The 23,153-nt window shown below is 62.2% G+C and carries 20 protein-coding genes; 11 read left to right on the top strand and 9 right to left on the bottom strand.

The window, feature by feature from the left end; all coding sequences use genetic code 11:
* The first annotated feature begins 1 nt into the window (after window position 1).
* The 4 genes from ACLBV5_RS06835 to ACLBV5_RS06850 all read left to right on the top strand — a co-directional run bounded on the left by ACLBV5_RS06835 (window position 2) and on the right by ACLBV5_RS06850 (window position 5,093).
* On the top strand, window positions 2–1,297 hold the full coding sequence (locus ACLBV5_RS06835; protein WP_447605192.1) for an RsmB/NOP family class I SAM-dependent RNA methyltransferase: 1,296 nt from the start codon (window positions 2–4) through the stop codon (window positions 1,295–1,297).
* Complete coding sequence (locus ACLBV5_RS06840; RefSeq protein WP_134581305.1) at window positions 1,294–1,989, top strand: 5'-methylthioadenosine/S-adenosylhomocysteine nucleosidase; 696 nt, start codon at window positions 1,294–1,296, stop codon at window positions 1,987–1,989. Before ACLBV5_RS06835 ends, ACLBV5_RS06840 begins: the two co-directional genes overlap by 4 nt.
* A complete protein-coding gene (gene guaA, locus ACLBV5_RS06845; RefSeq protein ID WP_447605193.1) occupies window positions 1,986–3,548 on the top strand; it encodes a glutamine-hydrolyzing GMP synthase in 1,563 nt (520 codons plus the stop codon). The genes ACLBV5_RS06840 and guaA overlap by 4 nt, the downstream gene beginning before the upstream one ends.
* 291 nt (window positions 3,549–3,839) lie before the next feature.
* The gene (locus ACLBV5_RS06850; protein ID WP_447605194.1) at window positions 3,840–5,093 is read left to right on the top strand and encodes a tyrosine-type recombinase/integrase; all 1,254 of its coding nucleotides are present in this window, start codon (window positions 3,840–3,842) and stop codon (window positions 5,091–5,093) included.
* Here the strand turns inward: ACLBV5_RS06850 and ACLBV5_RS06855 are convergent.
* The 7 genes from ACLBV5_RS06855 to ACLBV5_RS06885 form a co-directional block, all read right to left on the bottom strand.
* Window positions 5,050–5,340 carry a helix-turn-helix transcriptional regulator gene (locus ACLBV5_RS06855; RefSeq protein WP_447605195.1) on the bottom strand — a complete coding sequence of 97 codons (291 nt, stop codon included), beginning with the start codon at window positions 5,338–5,340 and terminating at the stop codon, window positions 5,050–5,052. The two genes, ACLBV5_RS06850 and ACLBV5_RS06855, sit on opposite strands and share 44 nt — an antisense overlap.
* 80 nt (window positions 5,341–5,420) lie before the next feature.
* Complete coding sequence (locus ACLBV5_RS06860; RefSeq protein WP_447605196.1) at window positions 5,421–6,101, bottom strand: hypothetical protein; 681 nt, start codon at window positions 6,099–6,101, stop codon at window positions 5,421–5,423.
* A 126-nt stretch (window positions 6,102–6,227) separates the two neighbouring features.
* Complete coding sequence (locus ACLBV5_RS06865) at window positions 6,228–9,548, bottom strand: TM0106 family RecB-like putative nuclease (RefSeq protein ID WP_447605197.1); 3,321 nt, start codon at window positions 9,546–9,548, stop codon at window positions 6,228–6,230.
* Between the two features lie 21 nt (window positions 9,549–9,569).
* Window positions 9,570–10,562: a helix-turn-helix transcriptional regulator gene (locus ACLBV5_RS06870; RefSeq protein WP_447605198.1), complete on the bottom strand. Its 993-nt coding sequence runs from the start codon at window positions 10,560–10,562 to the stop codon at window positions 9,570–9,572.
* Window positions 10,563–10,649: 87 nt separating this feature from the next.
* Window positions 10,650–11,054 (bottom strand): hypothetical protein, encoded by a 405-nt coding sequence (locus ACLBV5_RS06875; RefSeq protein ID WP_447605199.1) that lies wholly within the window; start codon window positions 11,052–11,054, stop codon window positions 10,650–10,652.
* Between the two features lie 280 nt (window positions 11,055–11,334).
* Window positions 11,335–11,703 (bottom strand): hypothetical protein, encoded by a 369-nt coding sequence (locus ACLBV5_RS06880; RefSeq protein ID WP_447605200.1) that lies wholly within the window; start codon window positions 11,701–11,703, stop codon window positions 11,335–11,337.
* A 6-nt stretch (window positions 11,704–11,709) separates the two neighbouring features.
* Window positions 11,710–12,438 (bottom strand): exonuclease domain-containing protein, encoded by a 729-nt coding sequence (locus ACLBV5_RS06885; RefSeq protein ID WP_447605201.1) that lies wholly within the window; start codon window positions 12,436–12,438, stop codon window positions 11,710–11,712.
* Between the two features lie 138 nt (window positions 12,439–12,576).
* Between ACLBV5_RS06885 and ACLBV5_RS06890 the strand changes: the two genes are divergently transcribed.
* The 3 genes from ACLBV5_RS06890 to ACLBV5_RS06900 all read left to right on the top strand — a co-directional run bounded on the left by ACLBV5_RS06890 (window position 12,577) and on the right by ACLBV5_RS06900 (window position 14,012).
* The gene (locus ACLBV5_RS06890) at window positions 12,577–13,170 is read left to right on the top strand and encodes a hypothetical protein (protein WP_447605202.1); all 594 of its coding nucleotides are present in this window, start codon (window positions 12,577–12,579) and stop codon (window positions 13,168–13,170) included.
* 236 nt (window positions 13,171–13,406) lie between these two features.
* Window positions 13,407–13,547: a hypothetical protein gene (locus ACLBV5_RS06895; RefSeq protein WP_447605203.1), complete on the top strand. Its 141-nt coding sequence runs from the start codon at window positions 13,407–13,409 to the stop codon at window positions 13,545–13,547.
* Between the two features lie 6 nt (window positions 13,548–13,553).
* Entirely contained in the window at window positions 13,554–14,012 is a 459-nt protein-coding gene (locus ACLBV5_RS06900) for a thermonuclease family protein (RefSeq protein WP_447605204.1), read from the top strand.
* A gap of 38 nt (window positions 14,013–14,050) precedes the next feature.
* On the opposite strand, the gene ACLBV5_RS06905 is transcribed toward ACLBV5_RS06900, so the two are convergent.
* On the bottom strand, window positions 14,051–15,130 hold the full coding sequence (locus ACLBV5_RS06905) for a 5-methylcytosine restriction system specificity protein McrC (RefSeq protein ID WP_447605205.1): 1,080 nt from the start codon (window positions 15,128–15,130) through the stop codon (window positions 14,051–14,053).
* On the bottom strand, window positions 15,127–18,003 hold the full coding sequence (locus tag ACLBV5_RS06910) for an MrcB family domain-containing protein (RefSeq protein WP_447605206.1): 2,877 nt from the start codon (window positions 18,001–18,003) through the stop codon (window positions 15,127–15,129). Before ACLBV5_RS06910 ends, ACLBV5_RS06905 begins: the two co-directional genes overlap by 4 nt.
* 282 nt (window positions 18,004–18,285) lie before the next feature.
* Between ACLBV5_RS06910 and ACLBV5_RS06915 the strand changes: the two genes are divergently transcribed.
* From ACLBV5_RS06915 to ACLBV5_RS06930, 4 genes are read left to right on the top strand one after another with little or no spacing between them, the layout of a single operon-like run.
* The gene (locus ACLBV5_RS06915; protein ID WP_447605207.1) at window positions 18,286–18,447 is read left to right on the top strand and encodes a hypothetical protein; all 162 of its coding nucleotides are present in this window, start codon (window positions 18,286–18,288) and stop codon (window positions 18,445–18,447) included.
* A 2-nt stretch (window positions 18,448–18,449) separates the two neighbouring features.
* Window positions 18,450–20,474 (top strand): AAA family ATPase, encoded by a 2,025-nt coding sequence (locus tag ACLBV5_RS06920; protein ID WP_447605208.1) that lies wholly within the window; start codon window positions 18,450–18,452, stop codon window positions 20,472–20,474.
* On the top strand, window positions 20,467–20,943 hold the full coding sequence (locus ACLBV5_RS06925) for a DNA phosphorothioation-associated protein 4 (protein WP_447605209.1): 477 nt from the start codon (window positions 20,467–20,469) through the stop codon (window positions 20,941–20,943). Before ACLBV5_RS06920 ends, ACLBV5_RS06925 begins: the two co-directional genes overlap by 8 nt.
* 2 nt (window positions 20,944–20,945) lie before the next feature.
* Entirely contained in the window at window positions 20,946–23,105 is a 2,160-nt protein-coding gene (locus tag ACLBV5_RS06930; RefSeq protein WP_447605210.1) for a DEAD/DEAH box helicase family protein, read from the top strand.
* Window positions 23,106–23,153: the final 48 nt, after the last annotated feature.

A 23,153-nucleotide genomic window follows, 5' to 3' on the forward strand; every position in this document is an offset into this window, starting at 1 on the left:
TTTGACCCCAGCCGCCCGCCTGGCCGCCGCCGCCGCCATCATCGACAGCATTTCGCAGGGCCGCCAGCCCGCCGACGCCGTGCTCAAGGCCTGGAGCCAGCAGAACCGCTATGCCGGTTCGGGCGACCGCCGCGCCATCGCCGAACGCGTCTATCAGGTGCTGCGCGCGCGCGGCCGCCTGTCGGCCTTCATGGGCGGGCGTCAGGACGGACGCGCCCTGATCGTGGGCGCCCTGTCGCTGCTGGACGGTGCGACGCTGGAGGAGATCGAAGGCCTCTACAACGGCGAGGGCTATGGCCCACGCCCGCTGTCCAAGCACGAGCGCGGCCGCATCATGGCGCACGAGGACGCGGCCGATCTGGCCGAGGTAGCCCTGCCGGACTTCGTGACGGCGGACCTAAAGGCGGTCCACGGCGACCGCTGGCGTGAAGAGGTCGAGGCCCTGAGCGGTCGCGCGCCGGTGGACCTGCGGGTCAACGGTCTGCGGGCTACGATGGAGGAGGTCGAGGCCGAGCTGCGCGGCGCGGGCCTATCGCCCCAGCGCACCGAACTGTCGGGCTGGGGCCTGCGGCTGGACGCTGAGCCGGCGCCGAACGTGCAGCCGCTGGACGGCTTCCAGAACGGCCATTTCGAGATTCAGGACGAGGCCAGTCAGGTGGTGGGCTGGCTGTCCGGCGCCTTCCCCGGCGCGACGGTGGTGGACTATTGCGCGGGCGGCGGCGGCAAGACGCTGGGTCTGGTGCAGGCCATGCAGGGGCAGGGGTCGCTGATCGCCTGCGACGTCTCGGCCAAACGCCTGGACAATGTGAAGCCGCGTCTGGCCCGCGCGGGCGTCGAGGCCGATCTGCGCCTGCTGGGCACGAACGGCGGCGGGGTCGAGGATCTGAACGCTCAGGCCGACGTGGTGTTCGTCGACGCGCCCTGCTCGGGCTCGGGCGCCTGGCGGCGCCGGCCGGAGGACAGCTGGCGCCTGACGGCCGAGGAAGTCGCGCGCCTGCATGCGCTGCAACTGCGGATACTGGGGCAGGCGACCAAGCTGGTGCGGCCGGGCGGGCGTTTGGCCTATGTCACCTGCTCGGTGCTGGGCGCGGAGAACGAGGCCACAGCCGCCGCCTTCGAGGCCGCGCACGCGGACTTCAAGCCCGTCCCCATCGCCGATGCGGCGCATAGCGCGGATTTGACCGAGGCGGGGCGCGAACGCCTGACCGCGCTGGCGCAAGGCAACCGCCTGCGCCTGTCGCCCGCCGCCACCGGCACGGACGGCTTCTTCATCGCCCTTTATGAGCGCGCTTCATGAGGCTGGAACGCTACGGCGCCGTCACGGTCCTGCCCGTGATGGCGGCGCCTGCGGAATATGGCGAGCACCTGCGCGCCCGCATCGACCCGCTGATGACCGGCATCGGCCCGGTCGAGGGGGCGGTGGCGCTGACGGCGGCGCTGGCGCGGCTAGAGGCGAGGGGAGAGGCGCCGGACCTGATCCTGTCGCTGGGCTCGTGCGGGTCACGCGTGCTGGATCATGCGGCCGTCTATCAGGCGTCGTCCGTGGCCTATCGCGACATGGACGCCAGTCCGTTGGGGTTTGAGAAGGGCGTGACGCCGCTGCTCGATCTGCCCGCCGTTCTGCCGCTGCCGTGCCCCATTCCGGGCGTGCCGAGCGCGCGCCTGTCGACGGGCGGCAACGTCGTCTCGGGCGCAGCCTATGACGCCATCGACGCCGAGATGGTGGACATGGAGACGTGGGCGCTGGTGCGCGCGGCCCAAAGCTTCGGCTTGCCGCTGGTCGCGCTGCGCGGGGTGTCGGACGGCAAGGCCGAACTGACGGGCCTGCACGACTGGACCTCGACCCTGCATCTGGTGGATGAGAACCTGGCCCGGGCGCTGGACGGCCTGATCGCGGTGCTCGCGGATCAGGGCCTCTCGGCCCTTGAAATTCCGGCCCTGCAAGGCCAAACCCTCGCGCAATCGCTCGCCCCGGATTCGACCTCATGACCCAGCCGACCCAACACCAGAAGGTGCTCATCGTCGATTTCGGCAGCCAGGTGACGCAGCTGATCGCGCGTCGCCTGCGCGAGGCCGGCGTCTATTGCGAAATCCATCCCTTCAACAAGGCGGGCGAGGCCCTGGCGGCGATGCAGCCGCAGGCCATCATCCTGTCGGGCGGCCCCAACTCCACGACCGACGCCGACAGTCCGCGCGTCGACCGCGCCGTGTTTGACTACGGCGCGCCGATCCTGGGCATCTGCTATGGCGAGCAACTGATCTGCGCCGAGCTGGGCGGCAAGGTCGAGAGCGGCCACCACGCCGAGTTCGGCCGCGCCGAGATCGTCATCACCCGCGAAAGCCCCCTGTTCGCCGGTATCGGCGCCGTCGACCATCGCGAGCCGGTGTGGATGAGCCACGGCGACCGCGTGACGGCCCTGCCGGAAGGCTTCCACGTCATCGCCACCTCGGAAGGCGCGCCCTTCGCCGCCATCGCCGATGAGACGCGCAAGATCTACGGCGTGCAGTTCCACCCCGAGGTGGTGCACACCCCGCGCGGCGCCCAGCTGCTGAAGAACTTCACCCACGGCGTGGCGGGCCTGACCGGCGACTGGACCATGGCCGCCTATCGCGACGAGCAGATCGCCAAGATCCGCGAACAGGTCGGCGACGCCAAGGTCATCTGCGGCCTGTCGGGCGGGGTCGATTCATCGGTCGCCGCCGTGCTGGTCCACGAGGCCATCGGCGATCAGCTGACCTGCGTCTTCGTCGACACCGGCCTGATGCGCAAGGGCGAGGCCGATCAGGTCACGACCCTGTTTCGCGAGCACTACAACATCCCGCTGGTGCACGTTGATGCGTCGAAGGAATTTCTCGGCGAACTGGCCGGAATTTCCGACCCGGAGACCAAGCGCAAGACCATCGGCCGCATCTTCATCGAGGTGTTCGACCGCGAGGCGCACAAGATCGAAGGCGCCGCCTTCCTGGCCCAAGGCACCCTCTATCCCGACGTGATCGAGAGCGTGTCCCCGACCGGCGGCCCGTCGCACGTCATCAAGAGCCACCACAACGTCGGCGGCCTGCCGGACTTCATGAAGCTGAAGCTGGTCGAACCTCTGCGCGAACTGTTCAAGGACGAGGTGCGGGCGCTTGGCCGCGAGCTGGGCCTGACGGACGCCTTCGTCGGCCGCCATCCCTTCCCCGGACCGGGCCTGGCCATCCGCATCCCCGGCGAGATCACGCCGGAGGCCGTCGCCACGCTCCAGGACGCGGACGCCATCTATCTGGACGAAATCCGCAAGGCGGGCCTGTACGACGACATCTGGCAGGCGTTCGCCGTGCTGCTGCCGGTCAAGACCGTCGGCGTCCAGGGCGACGCCCGCACCTATGAAAAGGTGCTGGCCCTGCGCGCCGTCACCTCGACCGACGGCATGACAGCCGACTTCTACCAGTTCCCCTGGGACGTCCTGGCCAAGACCGCCACGCGCATCATCAACGAAGTCCGCGGCGTCAACCGCGTCGTCTACGACGTGACGTCCAAGCCGCCCGGCACGATCGAGTGGGAATAATTCAGGCCTTTCGGCACCTTTCGAGATCGCTCGAGAAGATGCCGTTAAGTCACTGACGTAAAAGTGAATTTTTACGAGACCCTTCGAAGCCTTTCGGAGGGTCTCTTTTTTGTGATGACGGCTTTCCTGACGGTCTCGTGTCCGTTGCCTCAGCCGCCCCTGATTCATACCGTCACCCCATTAAGGGCGTTCTGACGGTCTTTTCTTCGAAACAAGATTTTGAATTGTTTACGAAAAATCGCCGTGGAGGACCCCGAAAACGCCTGACGGTCTTTTGGAAGGGGAAATGGCATGCTTACCGACGCAGAGCTGAGGAATACGCGAGGAAAATCAAAAGCATATAAAAAGACCGACAGGGATGGTCTGTACGTGCTCGTAACACCGTCAGGAGGCATCGCGTTCAAGTACGACTACCGCTTCAACGGGCGGCGCGAGACGGTCACTTTCGGGTCATACGGGCTGACCGGTTTGTCGCTCGCCAGGGCTCGGGAGAAGCTCATCGAAGCCAAGCGGATGATCGCGGAAGGGGTGTCTCCGGCTCTGGAAAAGCAGCGCGCCAAAAGACGGCTCAAGGAGGCCCGCGACTTCGCCCATGTGGCGCAGAAGTGGATGGACGACGCACCCATGGCGGACAGCACGCGAAACATGCGGCGGTCCATCTTCAACCGGGAGGTCCTGCCGCAATGGCGCAACCGGCTGCTGACCGAGATCACGCCGGACGACCTGCGCGCGCACTGCAAGTCGATCGTGGACAGGGGCGCTCCCGCCACGGCCATCCACGTCCGGGACATCGTCAAGCAGATCTACGCCTGGGCCATTCTCCATGGCGAGAAGATCGACAATCCGGCCGACGGGGTGGCGCCGGCAGCGATCGCGCGCTTTCGTCCCCGTGACCGGTCGCTGTCGCCGTCCGAGATCCGGATCATGCTCGGGCTGCTAGGGGAGGTCGCGACCCTTCCGACGATCCGTCTGGGTCTGAAGTTCATCCTGCTGAGCATGGTCCGCAAGAGCGAGCTGCAGGATGGGACCTGGGACGAGGTCGATTTCGAGAACGCGGTCTGGTCCATCCCTAAGGAACGGATGAAGCGGTCGCGCCCCCACAACGTCTATCTGTCGACCCAGATGCTCGACATCCTGGTCGCCCTGAAGACCTGCTCCGGAAACTCCCGTTACATCCTGCCGTCCCGCTATGACGCCGATGCACCCATGTCACGGGCGACCTTCAACCGGGTGACCACGGCCATTGTCCAACGCGCCCGCGAGCAGGAACTGCCGCTGGAGACCTTCACCGTTCACGACCTGCGGCGGACGGCTTCAACGCTGCTGCACGAGATGGGCTTCAACTCGGACTGGATCGAGAAGTGCCTGGCCCATGAGGAGCGCTCGTCACGCGGGGTCTACAACAAGGCGGAGTTCGAGGCGCAGAGACGGCACATGGCGCAAGAATGGTCGAACGCGGTCGACGCCTGGGAGGCCGGCCGTTCATGGACGCCCGCGCTCTCTATCCCTGAAACGGAAGGACCCCGTTTCGATCCGCGTCTCTGACCGGGCGGGAGATGCGTTTGCGCACATCGGGAGGCGGCGTAGGGCGGATCGGTCGCCGCCGCCGCGACGCCAGCCAGGCTTCAATCTCCGCTAGGTCCCATACGACGCATCGCGGGGTCAGCAGGAAGCGTTTGGGGAACTCGCCGCGGCGCTCCATCTCCCAAATGGTGCTATCCGCCAACGGAATCATTTGGCGCAACTGGGTCTTCTTGATGGTCCGCTGCAATGGCCGGTTCGCGGTCGTCATGGCGCATCTCCTCGTTCGAGGGAATCGAACCCGAACGACGTCAAAGCGTGAACCCGTAGACCTACGGAAGAGGCGCGGACCTAACTCACCACGGGATAGAAGGGCTGCCCCCAGTCGCGGGTTGGATTGTCCATCATGATGTCGATGAAGATCGGCAGCAGGCTGGCCATGACGGCAGCGCCGTCGCGAACCTGGTCTCGGTTGACGCCGCTATTCCAGGTCGCTCCGCCGTGAACGAGCTGATTGCGCAGCACGTAGAGCCGGTCAAACATGAGCGACAGGATGCGCGGCGTGTTGCGTTGCGCCATGGCGGTCGCGACCGCCTTTTGGCTGAGCGCGAGACGATCTTGCCAGTCCTCGTAGCCCTCTATCCCGTTCTGGTGGTTCCAGAACGGTGAGAAGACATAGCGGTTGTTGAGCAGAAGCCGGATCTCGTGAGGGAACCGCTCCCAGACAGAATTATAGATCCGGTGATCCCGATCCAGACTGATGAGGGCGTTGAAATAGGCGGCGAAGGCGCCGCGTTCGCTGCTGAGCTCAACGTGCAAATCCCCCGCATAGGCAGCGTTGAAACCGACCCAGTAGAGGATGAAACGTACATCGGAGTCGTCCGTCTCACGTTCAGCACGTCCGAGCCAGCTCAGCGCGCGATGAACGCGAAGGCCTAGCGCCTCGGGAAAAGCGTCGCGGACGCTCCTTTGCTTATCCTTGAGGATGGAAAAATCAGAAGCGGTCGGCGATTTCACCTGAGCGTTTGTCATGGCCCCCTCGATGCATTGCATGCTCGAGTGCAACCTTAGCCGTTGTCCGGTTCTCTTTTGATGAAGACCGCGTCTTAAGCCGCGCTCCATGGGCGCTTAAGACGCGATGATATCAAAGGGCGGCGACTAGGCCGCTTCGCGGCTCGCGTTCTCGATGCGAGCGAAGAGGTCCAGCCGCGGCAGGTCCTCAAGGCTAGGCGAGGGCAGGTCCATCAATCGTTCGGAGTGAACGACGACCGCGAGGGACTTGGCCCGGCTGATCGCGACATTGAGGCGGTTACGGTTGAAGAGGAACTCTGTCCCTCTTGGCGCGTCGCCGCCAAAGGAGGTGGCCATGGAGATGATCACCACCGGCGCCTCCTGACCTTGGAACTTGTCCACGGTGCCGACACGAGCCCCCTTTGGCAGGGACCTGCGCAGGAGATCGACCTGCATGTTGAAGGGGCTCACGACGAGGACGTCGTCGAGGCTCAGGCGACGGCTTTCAGAGCCGTTGTTCCACGAGGTCTGCAGAAGGTCTTGTAGGAGGCGGGCGACTTCGCGCGCTTCTTCGATCGCGCTTTGGGTGGATCCTTCATGGTCGAGGGCGATTTGCACAATGCCAGCCGGTTTCAATGGCGAGCTTGCGTCTAGCTCCAGGCAACGAGCCGCAGTTTGAGGGTGGGCCTTCAGTCGGCCGTCGTAAATGGCGTCGGAAATGAAGCTGCAGACCGCCGGATGCATGCGCCACGAAACGTCTAGCAGGACGCCGCGTTCAGGCGGCACGGTCGCCTGGTCTCGCAGCGCATAGTCGAGGGTCGACAGGCCTGTGTCGCCGGGATGCACGCCCTGCACCGGTTGGGGCAGCTGCATTTGGTCGCCGACGAGGACTAGATTCTTGGCGCAGCCGGCCATGGCTATAAGGTTGCCCAAGGACACCTGGCCCGCTTCATCGACGAACAGATAGTCGAATGCGTTGCAGCCGTCGGTCGCGAAGTGGAACGCGGTGGCGCCCACCAAATCGTATCCCCCTTCATCCACCTCTTCCGACTTCAGGACGGTCGTGAAACCCGGATCTTCAAAAAAGGTCTCGGGCTTGTCCCTCGTGCCTTTCTTGGCGCCGTTGAAGCGTACGCCACGCTCTGCGGCGCGCTTTGAGATCGCGGCGAGCAGGTTGTTGATGGCCTTATGGGAGTTGGAGGAGACGGCGACCCGCTTGCCCTCCTCTAGCAAGCTGACAATGGCGTGCGATGTCGTATAGGTCTTGCCCGTGCCTGGCGGACCCTGGATGAGCAAGGTGCTCTCATCGAGATTCCGCACGGAGCGCGTGACGCCGTCAACGAGGTTCTCGTCGCTGCGGATCACGGCGTCGCCCGTGGCGGTATCCTTCAGGCGAGGCGTACGGCGCCTCAGGAAGTCGAGCGTGGCCTGGTCATATTCGAAGATCCCGTCCGCCATACGTGTCGCAAAGGCCATCAGGGCCTCGACCAGCGGTTTCTGGTTGATGATGGTTCCGGGGATGAGCGAGCAGGCGGCAGGGAAGTCGCCAGCGGTCATGCCGCGACGAAGCACGACGCGCCCTGCCTTGGGATCAATCTCGACGATCGATGCGGCGCGCTCGAGGTCGATGGCGAACTTCGGGGTGTCGTCCGGTTTGAGCTTAGTGTCCTGAGGCGGGAAGGCGTAGGTCGCGAGGTAGGAGCGCTTGTCGGGCTCAAGCTTGAGCAGCGTCAGCTTTCCGAGGCTTTCGGCGTCGTCCACCAGCTCTTCGTCGGTCCAAGCCTGACGGTCGAACATGGCCCAGAGCTGAGGCTTCTGCGCGCGCTGGTGGAACCATAGAAGCTCCGCGATCAATTCGCGGATTTCGGGCTCGAGAGCGCTCTGTGCGCGAACGCGAGCCGCAAGCGCGTTGCGATCGGCTTCAAAGGCTTCGCGTTTTTCAGCGCGTTCTCGGTCTTCCGGCGTCTCATCTTCCGCAAGTCCATAGACGGCGCCTTCAGGACGCAGGGTCTCCAGCCAGTCGCGCAGCTTGGCGGTCGAGACGCAGTCATCCTCATTATAGCGGGCGATGGCCTCAAGGATGGCGGGGTCCTGAGTTTCGCGCCAACGCTCGTATTCGATGATGCTGTCGCCGGCGTTGGTCACTTCGCCAGCTCGTTTGCCCCAGTAGATCTTTTCCAGGGCCTTGAGCGAGTAACTCTCCGTTGACGCACGGATCCCCTGGCGCGCCACCTGATAGAGGTCCACGAACCTGTGGGTACGCAACATGTGGTCCAGCTCGGCTTCGCGGGTGGCATAGCGCATGGCTAGGCGCTTCAGCGCGGTCTGTTCATAGGCCGCATAGTGATAGATCCGCGCTTGGGGATAGCGCTCCAAATGCGCGGTGAAGAGGTCGATGAGGCGCTCGAACGCGACCTTCTCCTCTTCATGGTCATGGGCCCAGATCTCGACGAAGCTGTCTTCTCCCTTTTCGCCGAGCGGACCCCATAGGCCGTGAAGGTACTCCAGCCGTTCCGGATACAGAGGGTCGCCCTCGATATCGTAGAAAAGATCGCCCTCGGCCGGCGGGGGTAGCAAGGCGAAGCCACGAGCCGGGGCGGGCGGCAACACTTCGACTGAGTGTTCTTGGGTTTCCTCGGCGCGCTTCTGCAGGCGTGCTTGCGCTGTCAGCTTGGCGAGGGTCTCATCGCCGATCCCTGGGATCTTTTGCTCAGCGGGCAGGGCGGCGAGCTCCGTCAGGGTCGTTACGCCGGCCTTCTCAAGCTTGATGATCTGGTCGCCCCTGATATTGGCGACGAAGACGGGGCTGTCAGCGCTACGCCATTCGGCCGTGCAGCGCTCAGCAAAGTCGCATTGGCCACAGGCCGAGGCCTTCACGGGCCGGGTATCGCGCTGCGCCTGGTCGGCGAAGGCTTCAAAACCTCGCATCAGTCTTTGGGTGATATAGCGCGTCTGGTTCAGATCAAAGACTGCAGGTTCCGGTGCTGAGACGTGAATGACGCCGCGGCGAGGGTAGGCGCCGGTTACGGGCTCTAGAAGCGCTGCATAGACGCCGAGCTGGACGACGTGGTCGGCCTTGGCCTTCTTGGCGAGTTTGGCGTCCTCTGGATCGTACTGCCAACGTCCGTCCGGTCCTTGGCCCGTGCGAACCAAGAAGTCGGGAAAGCCGACCCAGCGCTCATCCGCAAACGCCGCTTGATAAATGAGCGGCGCGCCTTGACGCATGGCCTCCAGGGTCTGGGCCGTTCGCTCCTCGAGCGACCCAGACGTTGTGACTTCAAAGACATCTCCATGGCGTTCGGTGAGATCGGCGAGCACCTTAGCTTCATGATCGAAGCCCTTGCTGCGCACGAGGGTCAAAGTGTCCTCAGCGCGTTCCGGGGGCTTCTCTCCGGCCAGCCAAAGGGCGGCGTGGTGGGGGCAAGCTTGGAAGTTGTTGAGCCGCGAGGCCGAGAGCAAAGGTTTCATAGGGCCAGCTCTAGCGGCGAATTACGACGTTATCGGTCGTTGGTGGCGGGCAAGAGAGGTTTGGAGCTCTTCGACCATGACCTGTTTGAGCCTCTCGGGCGCGATGATCTCGATGGTGTCACGCCAGGTGAAGAGGTGCCATGCCAACTCCATCATGCCGCTGGCTCGGAAAGAGACGATAACGGAGCCATCCTCTTGTTCGGTGATGGTTTGATAGGGGTGGAAGCGCCAGCGACGGCCGTCTTCAGCGGCTTCGGGCATCACCCTAAGAACCACGTCCTCTTGCTTGTCGTGGAAGACCCCGAAGGACTGGGCGGCGAAGTCGGAAATTGAGAAGTCTTCCGGCGCGCCTCCGGCTTCATCGAGCACTTCGAGGTCGACGATCCGGTCGAGCCGCCAGCTGCGGGGCTTGTCCTGGCCTGGTTCCGCCGCGACGAGATAGTTCATGCGATCGAACAATAGGCCGTAGGGAACCACCTTGCGGCGGCTGCCAGCTTTCGAGCCGCCCATATAGCGAAAGCTGATGAGGGACAGGCCCATGATGGCCTGGCGGATCGCAGCAATGAGGGTCAGATCCTCGTGGGGGCGGGGACCGGCGCGCACGCCCGTTAGTTCGGCGCGCGCCAAGGCTTCGACATCCGGCGTGAGGCGACGAAGCGCCTCTGTTTTCAGGGCGGCTCGGACTTTTTGGTCGAGGGCAGCGAGTGTCGCCGCGCGCCGCGGGTGACCGCTGTCTTTGAGCGTATGGATGGCTCGAGACAGCTCCACCAGCTCTTCCGTAGTCGGCGCCTGAAAGAAGCCGTCGAGGCCCTTGGGGATGCGGAAGCGTTTGACGACGCCCTCGGGAAGCTCCTCCATTTGTGGAAAGAGCGACCACAAGGCGTCTCGCATGCGCTCTGCGGTGCGGCGACTAATATCGAGCTCAGCCGCCATCTCGTCGAGCGTCATGCCCTCCGCGCTCGCGGCGAGGCGGCGGGCGAGCTCTAACAACAATCCCGCCTTCTCGTGCCGCATGCCCAACTCCGATTTGCGACCGAATCTGTCGCTCGACCGTAGCCTTAGGCAGGGATGGAGCCAAGCGATCGGCGCAAAGCCGTCGCTCTAGGCGAGCAGGGCGTTCAAGAGGATTTCCGCTTCCTCCACCGTTTGAATGGTCACGCGGGTTACGGCCTGGTCGCGCAGATCCGGCATTTGATTGACGTTGGAGTGCCGGCCCTTGCCGCCTTCCGTCGCCGGGTAGGGGCGCGCCGTCGCCGGCAGAACGAGGCGGTCGTCGCTAGCAAACCACAGGTGCTGAGGCGAGGTCTCGATCTGATGGCCAAGGCTTCGGCCATTGGCGAGACGATAGCGGACCATTTTGGCCGTGGCGGGTGCGCACAGATCATGGGGGCGGACGGCGGGGTGATTGACGAAAAGATCGGTCAAGCCGCCGCGAAGCGGATTGGGGGTTTTCTGGTCGGCTGCGCGGATGCGTTGCTGGATTTCGAAATAAGCGTCTTTTACCATTTTACTTCAGTATCTTGTGAGATTGGTTGGCGAGTTGGAATGGCGCGCAGCTCAGGGCGGGCCTCGACCGATTCCGAACTTTGACCAAGCGGGGGTGCGAGCGCCGGTTAGAAGCCAGCCATGAGGATGACGATGAACAGCACAAAAAGACTGCCGGGGATGACGTTTCTGGGATGATGCCGGAGCATGCGGCGAGAAGGGTTGCGACGGCGCCGGGGCATTATCGTCTTCTCCAGACAAGAGGGCTTCCTAAGAGGCGGGGGCTACGCAAGAGCAAGCGTCACGCACCATCGCCTGTCTTGGCGGGCGACGCAGCGATCACGCCGCTGGTCCACGCCATGTCGTGAGTATGTCCAGACGTATCCCAGTCTACGCCTCGGCAGGCGGCAGTTGATTGCAGTTTGATAATGCGCCGTTTGCGGCCCGCATTGTCCAGGTTCCTACTGTCGATAGGGCTGATGTCCAAAATGGAGCCCCCGAAATACGAAGGACGGCCTTTCGTCTCGTGGAAGAGAACCTCTCCTCCTTTCAGTGCGACGACATCGTCTTCGCTGAGGAGCCAAGCCTCGCTCTCATAGACGCCAGCTTTGGCGTCGACGCAGGTTAGGCCGGCATTGGCCTTGCAGATAAGGTGGATCTTGAACGCCATGATTGCTCAGAAGCTGGTGTTGGAAAGGATGACGAGATTTGAGGGATTGCGAAGCGCCAGTTCGGCGCTAGCGCGGTTGCGCACCTCGTCGGACATCTCCGATTGATCGAGAAGCCATTGCAGGTAGTCGGTTGGCACCTCGGGCCACGCTTTGCCGCGATGCTTGCCAAACGGCATGCGCTCGAGACTGCGTGCGTCGTCGTTCCATTCCATGAGGCGCTCAACCGAAGCCTCTTTGAGAAGGTCGATCAGGATATGGGCGGTGACCCAAGCGTCCGGCGCCGCTCTATGGGCCGGCATGGCGAGCTCGGGCGCGAGCTTAAGGTTTCTCCAGTAGCGAAGCACTTGGTTCGAATGCCCTGGCGCTTCAGGCCAGGCGGCGCGTGCGGCTTTGACGGTGCAGAGCCAGGGACGGGCGCCGGTGACCTCCACCGGAATATGGCGCGCTTCAAAAGCGGCGTGGTGGGCCACGAGAATATCGGCCGCCGGTCCTTCATCGATGAAAGCGGCGAGCGCCTGGTCTGAAAGGGCAGGCGCATCGGTAAGGTCAGCCGGCGTCAGGTGGTGGATCGCCATGGCGTGAAAGGAGATCTCGCCTAGGGGCTTGAAGCACTGGGCGCGCGGCGGCTCCGCCTTCCAGCCGTCGAGATGGGAAACGACGTCGACCGCAGCGATCTCAATGATCTCGGAGGGCGAGCCCCCACTGGTTTCGATGTCGATGACCCTTAATCGCATGCCGCGTCGTCCCTATTGCTACGAGGCTCAATATGGTCGAGCTTTCCGTCAATATCGGACGTGATTGGGGGCGAGATGGCGGACTTAGAGGCGGAGATCGTTTCGCGATGCCAAGCCTTGGGGGTAGGGCGATGCGGCTTGGGCTCCATCCGGAACTTCATCGCCAGCGCCTTCTATCACGCCAGCCTGCCCGGCACCTTACCGGCGGATCGGCACGTGGCTTTCAATAGCGCCATTCGGTTTGCGACGAACCGCATCGCCTGCCAGGGGCGCGACGGCGCCAGTATATGGGGGAGCCGGGTGTTGAGCCGGCGCGCGAGAGACCTACGCGAAGCCTTGTTGGCAGACGAACAATCGGAGCGTGCGAAGGTGAAAGCTTGGACGCAAGCTGTGACGTTTGAGCACCAAGATCCTGTTCGGGAGGTCCAGGATTGGATCGACAAGGATGACGGCGTCGGCGTCGATGACGTGATCAGGCGGCTGCTGGCTTATCCCGCCGTCGTCATTCTTCGGGAAGAAGAAAAGAGGATCCCTGGTGCATATCGGAGTCGCGGGCGTCCCGACGAGCGATACGAGGCGGCGGACATTGAAGTGATAACCGTGAGGGAAGGGACCGGAGCCTTGTTTAGGGCTCGGCTATGGCCTGACCGGCCCGTTAGGAAGAACAAGTATCACTGGGCGTTCGAACCCTTTGACGCATCTACGACCGTATCTGGCATGGCGACGGTCTAGGAAACAACGAGACGTTAGGTCGTGGCGACCGGACAACATTGGAGAGGACAGGATGTCGAACGAAGCAGGAAGGCTGTTGGCAGCCTTTGAATTGGTGGCCGCCGGTAGCGGCAAAGGCCGATACCTTCGTGCGACGCCAGGACCTGCGCAAGGCTATCGCTATTGGGCGACCATGATCAAAGGCGACTACATTTTCGGCGTCCAAGCGCAGCCCAAAGCGCGAACTGTCGCCGGCCTTGATCGAGCGCTTTAAAGCTGCGCAGTTTGATGTTCGAGACAACAAGCACGAGGCCTTTATGAACCTTGGCCCTGTTTTTGAAGCTGCGATTGATCGGGCTCAAGTGACGATGAAGGCTATCGCGGAAGTGCTGGACTAAGATCCCATGCTAGGCGTTTTTGTGCTGGCCCTAGCCCTATCCGGCGGGTCTGAGGCTTGGGCCGGGCGAGCCTCGGTGATTGACGGCGACACGCTGGAGATCCGCGGGCAGCGCATTCGACTTTGGGGCGTGGATGCGCCGGAGGCGCGCCAGCCCTGTAGCCGTGGGGGGCAGACCTATCGTTGCGGCCAGTCGGCGGCGAACGCGCTTTCTGACTACGTGGGCCAGCGCACAGTCATCTGCAGTCCGGTCGGGCGGCCAGATCGCTATCGACGGATCGTGGCGCGTTGCTCGGTCGCCGGGTCGGATCTGGGCGGCTGGATGGTTCGCCAAGGCTGGGCGCTCGATTATCCTCGCTATAGCGGCAAGACCTATGAGGTCGTCCAGGTCGAGGCGAAGAACGGACGCAAGGGCCTTTGGGCTGGAGAGTTTCAAGCGCCATGGGAATGGCGTCGTTCGCGCTGAGGGTGTCTCTGCTTGAGAGTAGCCGCGAGAACTAGCCCTTAGGCGAGCGCGCCATTCGCTAAGGGAGCTGGGGCGATGTCTTTTCCAAACGATAGAGGAATCTCGAGCAGCGCCTGACGGATGTCCTGCCAGGGCTGTGTGAGATCGATGGAACGCACGAGCACTTCGTGGCCCCTGAGGTTGTAGCGCAACGATAGCTCGCCGCCGATCGCAGGGTAGATCAAGGCGCCGTCGCACGGCAGGTGAGGCGCGCGCAAAGCTGCATGCTCGAGGTAGGCATAGAGCTGATAGAGGTGACCTGAGCGCACCTTGCCGGGACCAGCGCGCGACGCCAGCACCTCTTTATAGAACTTGGCGTCCATCACGATGGTCCGCTCTCGAGAGCGCAGGGTGATGTCGGTCTCCATTGCCGGCAAATAGGCGCCGTCGACGTCGCCGAGCGGGCGGGCGTCCCAAGCCATAGTCTCGCGCCCCACGTGGAAGGCGCGCTGTTCGTGAGCGTAGAAGTTTCTCAGGAAGTCCTCGAAGACCGCCGCCATTATTTTTTCGTCCTTGAGGATGTCGGCAAAGCGCGAGCCATCGCCGCCTTCCTCGGGAAGCTGGGCGTGGAAGACCAGCTCGCAGAGCTTTATGAGAGGTCCGTACTGTCGATTGTTCCTCGATAGCTGCACGCGCCTGAACGTGTCGGCGTTCAGCCGCAGGTCGGAAACCTGGGCCATTCTTTGGACGAGCAGGCCCAGTTCATGGGCGTGTTCGTCATCGAGGCCGCGCCGTCGCGCTAATGCTCGGGCGGAGGCCTTGATGATCTGGTTGTGTAGGACGTCGGTCGTCAGCTCGTCGACGGCGCATATGACGGCGCCGCGGCGCAAGGTCTGCTCCTTGACGATGAGGTCTAGAAGCATCCGCCCGCGAGGAGCACGGGTCTCCTCAATGAAGCTGCGGTAGCTGCGGTCGAGCCCGCGTCGCAGCAAACGATTGGCGTCCGTGACTAGAAGGCGCGCGAATAGATTGGGCAGATCGGGCGAGGAATCCACGCCGACGTCCACCACTCCACCGTCTGGGAAGCGGCGCCAGGCGTAGCAGAACAGATAATAGAGGTTGCGGATCGGGATCGTCATGCGTGGGCGAGAAGGCGAGCGCACCAGTCGTCAGCCCGCTCTGGGGCATCAAACCAATATTCCTCCAGGAGCGGGCGGATCTCCGTGTCCACCACACGCCGGAACCAGTTCGTGCCTACCGCCTGACCCTCAGCCGGCGTGAAGAAACTGTGGCCGATCTGGAAGCCCGGGCCGAGATTGACCTTGTCTTCGGCAATCGCCGCATTGAGCTCCTGCATGCCTTGAATGACGGCGCTGATGATTGCGGGCGAAGCGCCTCGAGCGCGCAGGTGTTCGCCGAAGCCGGCACTCGTGAAGCCCGGCTTCAAGGAGACGAAGGCGAAACGGCGTCGTAGAGCGTAGTCCACAAGGGACAACGAGCGGTCCGCGGTGTTCATCATGCCGAGCAGGAAGACGTTCTCAGGGACGTAGAACGGCTCTGCATCTTCGTCGGCGTAGGCGAGGCGGGCAGCCCATTCGCTTGAGCGTTTATCATGTTCAATCAATAGCATGAGCTCTCCAAAGACCTTGGAGAGGTTGCCGCGATTGATCTCGTCGATGATGAAGACGTGGGTCCGGCCGGGGTCGCGACGCGCCTGTTCACAGAAGCGGTGGAAGATCCCGTCGCGCAGCTCAAACCCGCCGTCGCGGGTGGGGCGATAGCCCTGGATAAAGTCCTCATAGCCGTAGGACTGGTGGAACTGCACCACGGCGACGCGATCAGCGTCCTTTTGCGCCATCAGGGCGTAGGCCAATCGGCGCGCGATGAAGGACTTGCCGACGCCGGGCGCGCCCTGGAGCACGAGGTTCTTCTTGTCGCGCCAGATCTCCAGGATCCGTTCGAACTCCGCACGGTCGAGGAAGAGGCCGCGCATCGCTTCATCAACGGTATAGGGAGCCTCGACGGGCATAGGATGATCTTCTTCCTCGATGTCCAAGGGCGCGCCCTCAATGATGCGCTGATAGGCGGCCAAGAGCGGCTCAAGCGCCGCATCGAGTGCCTCATCAGACGGCAGATCCTCGACCATCAAAGGAAGGTGGGCGATGGTGCTGGCCTCGTAGCTTTGAGCGCGCCATCCTTCAGCGCCCAGGGCGATGTCGCCGTCTAGGCGGAAGCCGTATTCAACGAGTTCCGGCACTTGGGCGCGGTAGGCTTCGGAGCGAGCTCGCAAAAGCGGCATGGCTCCGGACCGCTTGTGTTCGTTCACGACGTCTGTGGTGCCTTGGAGCAGTACGAGGTGAACCACTTCCATGTCGCGGCTGACGAGGAAGACGACGTAGAGGCCTCGCTGCGTGCTGGTGGTCTCGCGTTCATCCATGAGGGCGATCCAGGGGACGGAGGCCCAAACGCCTTTGCCGAGGCTCCAGTCCACTAGAAGGTGCGGCCGGGCTGCGACGCTCGGCATGCGTTTTAGGAGCGCCTTCAGCTTGTCCATGACAGCCCACAGGTCGGGCGTCGTCTTAAAGGGCGTTTCGCGGACGTCGCGGTATTGCTCGAGGGAGAGACGGATGAGGTCGGCGAAGCTTTCAGAGACGTCGTCGTTCTTGTGCATGAGGGCGACCCATAGGAAGCTTTGAACATCAATCAGATCACGCGGCGCCCAGCCGGCGGAGGTCAGGGCTTCGCGAAGGTCTTCGCAGAGTGATAGCGCTAAGCGAATGCGCGCCGGTTCATCGGCGTAGGAGGGGTATTTCTCCCGCTTGAGTTCGCTTGTCGCCCGCTCGAAGAGATCCGTGCGGATGGCGACGAAGCCTTCGGGGTTCTGAAGCATGAGGGCGCAGGAACCCAAAAGGCGGGCCATGCCAAGAGGGCCTGAGGCGCCGGCTTGCCGGAAGGCATCGCCGACCTCGGCGATAAAACGATCTAGGCGGTCGGTCGCTACATCCTCATGGCTGAGAAGGGCGTTGAGCGCTTGGCCTAGCCGGACCGTCCGGGCGGGATCTGACGTCTTAAGGCGATCGACCGCCTGCCAGCTCACCAGGTTCTGCGCCTTGCCTGAACTGATTAGCTTGCGGGTCAGAAGGCTATGATAGGCCGCCGCCAAGTCTGCAGCCTGATTATCCTGCAAAGCCTCGGTGGAGAGCTTGGGAGTGATCTCCTCGTGGAAAATCGAGACGAGCTCATCCTTATAGCGACGCTCTTGCGCGAGGTAGGTTTCGCCTGGATCCGCGAACGTCGTGAAGCCGGGCATAGCCTCGAGGAAGGCCTGCTTAAGACGTTCAAGCGCCTCTAGATCAAGGCTTTGCGTCTCAAGGCCCGAATACCAGGCCAATAGGCTTGCGAGGGCGGTCTCTGAAGGAACGATGAGGCGCCAGGCGGTATGAGGCAGGGCTAGGCGTTTGGCGTTGGCGGTGAGATAGGTATGGCGTTCGTCGCCTGCGCCGTAGCGCGTCGCGCTCACACCCTCGACGCGCGGCTCCTGCTCGACCCAGATGCGGACGGATTCCTGCTCGAGCTGCAAGGCGAGCTCTCGCCCATGCGGGGTCGTCCAGACGGCGATGTGCTTGCCGCCGCGCCCTTCAAGGCCCCAAGCTCGACGGATCGCTTCCAAGGCTTCGGTTGAGCGGAAGGCCTGAACGGCGTCGCTGCGCCAGATTTTGAAGCCGAGGTTTTCGAGCGTCTTCTGGACCGTGGCTTCGCCGCCGAAAAACTCGTCGGGCTTGAGCGGGCCGCGCTCGGGGTGTTGCTTGCCGACGGCAACGCCGGCGATCGCCTTGGATTCATACATCCGGCCGTCGCGGACGACGAAGTAGGAACGGCTGCGGCCGTATCCGTACCGGGAGAGAAAGGCTTCGCCGCCAATCTCGTCGTACTCGTCGAGCGTGGCGTGAACGGCGGCTGGGTCCGTCAGAAGGTCTAAGCTCAAGGAGAGGCCTCGTTCGCCGGCGGTCATGGATCCGCGAAACACTAATCCATGATTTGCGACGTTTCCGGTCGTGAACCGGACAGACTAGCCCAATGATCCACAATTTCCTGCTTTTCGAGGATGCGGTGAGGCTTCGAAGCTTGAGAGGCGGTTTCGCGACCGCTTTTGTCATAAATCTTGGCTAACTCTCAAACCTAGGTGTTGAAGCTCATAACGGGTTCAACACTTTAGAAAGGCCTGCCGAGTTTGGTGAGCTTTGGTATATGAGGGTGACGCCAGGACGGCGTCGAGCAGTTGGGGGCTTGAGGCATGACGGATACGTCAAGCGGCGATGAAAAGACGAAGCGCGTGATTGAGCAGATCGTGGAGCTGCAGCGCGAATTTTTTTACGAGAACAAGGGACGCGACGCCGATCGTAGGCGCAAGCTGCGCGAGATTATCGAGCGCGCCACGCCGAGCGGTGAGGCCTGATAATGTGGCTAGTTCAAATCACGCTTAAGGATTTCCGCTGTTTCCACGGCGAGCATTCGATTGAGTTCTCGCAGAACCCTGAGCGCAACGTCACCCTTATCCATGCTGAGAACGGTGTCGGCAAGACGACCCTGCTGAACGCTCTGCTGTGGTGTTTCTACGGCGAAACCACTGCAAAGTTTGAAAAGAGCAGCGAACTTGTCAACTTCGACGCCAAGGCGGCGGGCGTGACACATGCCTATGTCGAAGTTCTCTTTGAGCATAACGGGAGTCTTTACCGAGCGCGTCGTTTCACCAAGGGCGGGCCGGGCGATCGTGAGTTCACGATCATGCGAAATGATAATGGCAGCTGGCTGCCGCTTTCGACGCCAGACGCCTTTATCAATACGGTCGTGCCTAAAAGCATGGCGGGGCATTTCCTGTTCGACGGTGAACATGCCGAAGTCTTCCTCGGTGAAGACAACCGTCGCAGCATTCGCCGGGCTGTTCAGGACATTCTTGGCTGTTCCCTGATCGAGACGGCGATCAAAGATCTCGAAGAGACCGCGACATATTACCGCCGGCAGATTCCCAACACGAAAGCTTCGGCGAGCATCGCGCAAGAAAGCGCTCGCATCGACAGTATCGGGACGCAGATTGAAGCCGCCAAGGAGGCGCGTGACGGCTTCCGCGGCGAGATTGAAGTCCTCGAGCAGCAGGTGGCTGACATTGAGGATAAGCTGCGCAACTCCGCAGCAGCCAAGAGCTTGCAAGCTCGTCGCGATCAGGCTCAAAAAGATCTTGATCGCGCGCGCGCCCGCGAAACTGAATCTCAGACAGAAATCCTGCGCTGGATCGGCGAAAGCGGACGCTTCATCGTCTCGACCCGCATCACAGAGCTCGGCGTCGGTCATCTTGACGTGCAAGAGACCAAGGGGCGGTTGCCGTCGCCCTACAACGAGGAGTTTGTGCATGACATCCTCGATATGAAGCGCTGCATCTGCGGCGCGGCGCTTGAGGCCGGCACTGAAGCCCATATCAACGTCTCAAGCCTCCTTCAGAAGGCCGCAAACGCCACCTTGCGCAATCGCATCAGCAAGGTGAAGGCTCGCCTGTCCCAGCTTCGTTCTGAACGGACGAGGGCGCCGGGACAGCTCGACGCCGCCAACAAGCGGCTTGCTGCGGCGCGCGAAGATATCGCGCGGCTGGAGCAGGAGTTGAGCGATGTCTCGGCTAAGCTTGTCGGTATCGACATCAAGGACATCGCTGAGCGGGAAACCAAGCGCAATGATCTTCAACGCAGGATCAAGCAGCGGTATGAGCAAATCGGCCAGCTGAACGCCAGCATTATCAGTGCAGAGAACGGCAAGGCTAATGCTGAGCGCAATCTCAAAAAGCTTGCTGACGAAGACGCTAGCTCAAGGATTTTCGTAACGCGTTATAATCTTTGCGAGATGCTCAAGGGGCAGCTTGAGAAGGAACTCAAGGAAGAAGAAAAGGCGGCGCAAGGCGTGCTGCGCAAATCGATCTCCTCCATCCTTGAAGATACGAGCCGCAAGGCTCTGCAGCTTCAGATGACGAGCGACTACGCCATCAGCCTTGTGAATGACGCCGGCACGCAGCTGCCCAAGTCGAGCGGCGAGAACCAACTGCTTGGCCTAGCCTTTACGGCCGCCCTCGTTGAGTTCGCCAAGATCCGCCAAAACGCCGACGACTATCGTCTGCTAAAAGGTACGGTCGCGCCGCTAGTGCTGGATTCTCCCTTCGGTCAGCTCGACGAAGACTATCGTCGGACGACGGCTCAATACGTCCCCAAGATGGCCGGGCAGGTCGTGCTGATGGTGTCCAAGTCCCAAGGCTCAGGGAGCGTCATGGAAGCGCTGCGCGACAGAATCGGCGAGGAATATGTGCTGGTTCGTCATAACCGGGCCGAGCGGGGCGAACGCACGCCCGAGATCCGTCAGTTCAACGGCCGCGATGTCGAGACGGCCGTCTTCGGCGCCAAGAGCGATGGCAGCGCCTTTGAGAGAGTGACCTACAATGGCTGAGCGCGTCCCCAACATTCACCGCAGCCGCGTCTATGAGGACCTGGTGCAAAGGCTGGCCATGCAGCCAATTCCGGGCTCTACGAGGAAACTGTTCCCCACGATCCGGGAGCTTCTGTGCTTTGCCGCCCTCCTCGGCTTTTCGGAGCAGAGGAGGGTTCAGCTCGATCGGTCGCAAGGGACTGAGGATATCTCCTACCAGCAGTTTGAGGCTGATCCTGCGGCCGAAGACCTCCTGTGGGCCTTGGCCGTCGCTGAAGCTCAGGACGTCGAAATCCTGCGAGAAGGGCAGGAAGCCCAGTGTGCGGAGATTTTCGAAGAGTACGCCAATGGCGGCCTAGCCATCATCAAGGACTATTTCCTGAGGAACGGCGGCGAGTATCCGGATCGGGCGCTTCTCGCGCTCATGAAGGAGCGAAAATACTTGCCCTCCACCGCTCCAGAGCCTGACTTGGCGGCGATTACGTTTTGACAATGCTGCGCGATCTGCCTTTCAAGGGCGTCTATAAATCCGACCAGGACGACATCCTGCGGGATTTCTATTTCCCGGCCCTCTCGGTCGCGAAAAGGTATGATCGCGCTGTCGGTTATTTTTCGGCGTCTACGCTGAGCGAGGCGGCCCAAGCCCTGACGGCTTTCATCCAGGGGGAGGGCAAGATCCGCCTGATCGTCGGGGCTTTTACGGCCTCCGAGGATATTGCCGCCGTCAGCGAAGGTTTGAGGCTTAGGGAGGTCTCGCAGCGCCTAGGCGAGGATCTTATCGCCTCCATCGGCGAGGTCGATGATGAGTTGTTCGAGCACCGCTTCCAGGCCCTCGCCTGGCTTGTTGCGCACGAACGGCTGGAGATCCGCATCGCGCTGCGGCCTCAAGGAATCTACCACGACAAGGTTGGGATCATCACCGACGAGCATGGCGACGCCGTGGTCTTTTCGGGCTCAGCCAATGAAAGCGCTGCGGCGCTTCTGCCCACTCACAACTACGAGTCGATCAATGTCTTTCCCGCGTGGCGGCCCGAATTCGAGCAGTGGCATGCGCCCCATCGAGAGAGCTTCGAGCGCCTATGGGAAAATCGAAGCAGAGGAACGGCGGTCATCGACATGCCGACGGCCTTGAAGGACAAGCTGCTCGAGGTCGCAGCGAGGATGGATCAGGCGCCGAGCCCGGAACGAGAAGCGGCTATCGCCGCCAAGCTCAGCGATCCGGACGAAGGGGTCGTCGAGGCCCAACTTGGACCGCGTGTGCCGGAAACGATCAACGGCTCGCCGTTCAAGATCAGAGATCATCAGCGCGCCGCGCTAAGAGAATGGCAAACGCGAGGGGACTATCTAGGGATATTCGACCTCGCCACTGGAGCGGGCAAGACCATTACAGCCGTCTATGGCGCGGTTCAGATGGCCAAGGGTATTCCCGACCTCACAGTGGTGATCGCCGCCCCGTATCAAAGCCTGGCGGATCAATGGTGCGAGATCCTCGAAACCTTCAATATCCGGCCACTCAAATGCTACGTCTCAAAGGCCAACTGGTCTGACGAACTGCAGCGGAAGGTTCAAGATTTGCAGACGGACGTGGCGCGCTTTCAAGCGATCGTCGTCGTCAATCGGACCTTGAAGACGCCAGAGTTTCAGGACGCTCTGGCGCGGATCCCTGGGGAGAAGCTCTTGTGGATCGGAGACGAGTGCCACCACCATGGCTCCCAGGCCATGGCTTCAGCCTTGCCGCAGAACGCACGCTATCGGATCGGCCTTTCCGCCACGCCGATGCACTACCTCGATGAAGAGCGGAATGATCGCCTGAAGGCCTATTACGGGGAAGTCGTCTATACCTACAGCCTGAGACAGGCCATCGATGACGAGGTCCTGACGCGCTACAACTACTATCCTAAGGTGGTGACGTTGACGGCTGAAGAAGCCGACGAGTTCATCACCCTGTCGGATGAGATCGCCAGGCTGTTTGCGCGTGAAGGGCAGGGCGGCGGCAAGCCCAGCCAGAACCTCACGGCGCTCCTTATGAAACGGTCGCGGCTTATCGGCTCGGCAGCCAATAAGTTGCCCGCCCTCCAAGCGGTTCTGAATGGACGCCCGCCTGAAAGGCATACGCTCTTTTATTGCGGCGATGGGAGAATGGACGTCGAGGGCGATGATGAAGACGAGGCGGATCTCGACGCCCTGCCTGCGCGGCAGATCGAGGTCGTCAGCAAGTTGCTGAACGATATGAAGTGGCGGGTGTCTCGTTTCACAGCGCGGGAAAGTCGCCGTGATCGCGAAGCGATCCTACGCTCGTTCAGGTTCGGCGACATTGATGGCCTGGTCGCTATCAAATGCCTCGATGAAGGCATCGACGTACCCGCCTGCAGTACTGCCTATATCCTGGCGAGCTCGAGGGATCCGCGCCAGTTTATTCAGCGGCGTGGACGGATCCTCCGTCGCTCTCCTGGCAAGACGATCGCCAATATCCATGACTTCGTCGTGGTGCTGCCGGAAGGCGCGCACGATGAAACGGGTGCAGCCCACAAGCTGATCAGCGCGGAGTTGAAGCGGGTGGCGGAGTTCTCGCAGCTGGCTGAGAACAGCACGGAAGCCTACAGCGTGCTCAGGCCGATACTCGTCGCCTACGACTTGGAACACGTTCTGTAGCGGCGGGCGAGGTTGCGTTCGACCTTGGGCTGCTCATGAAAATTTCAA

It is taken from the genome of Brevundimonas sp. M1A4_2e (assembly GCF_053345555.1).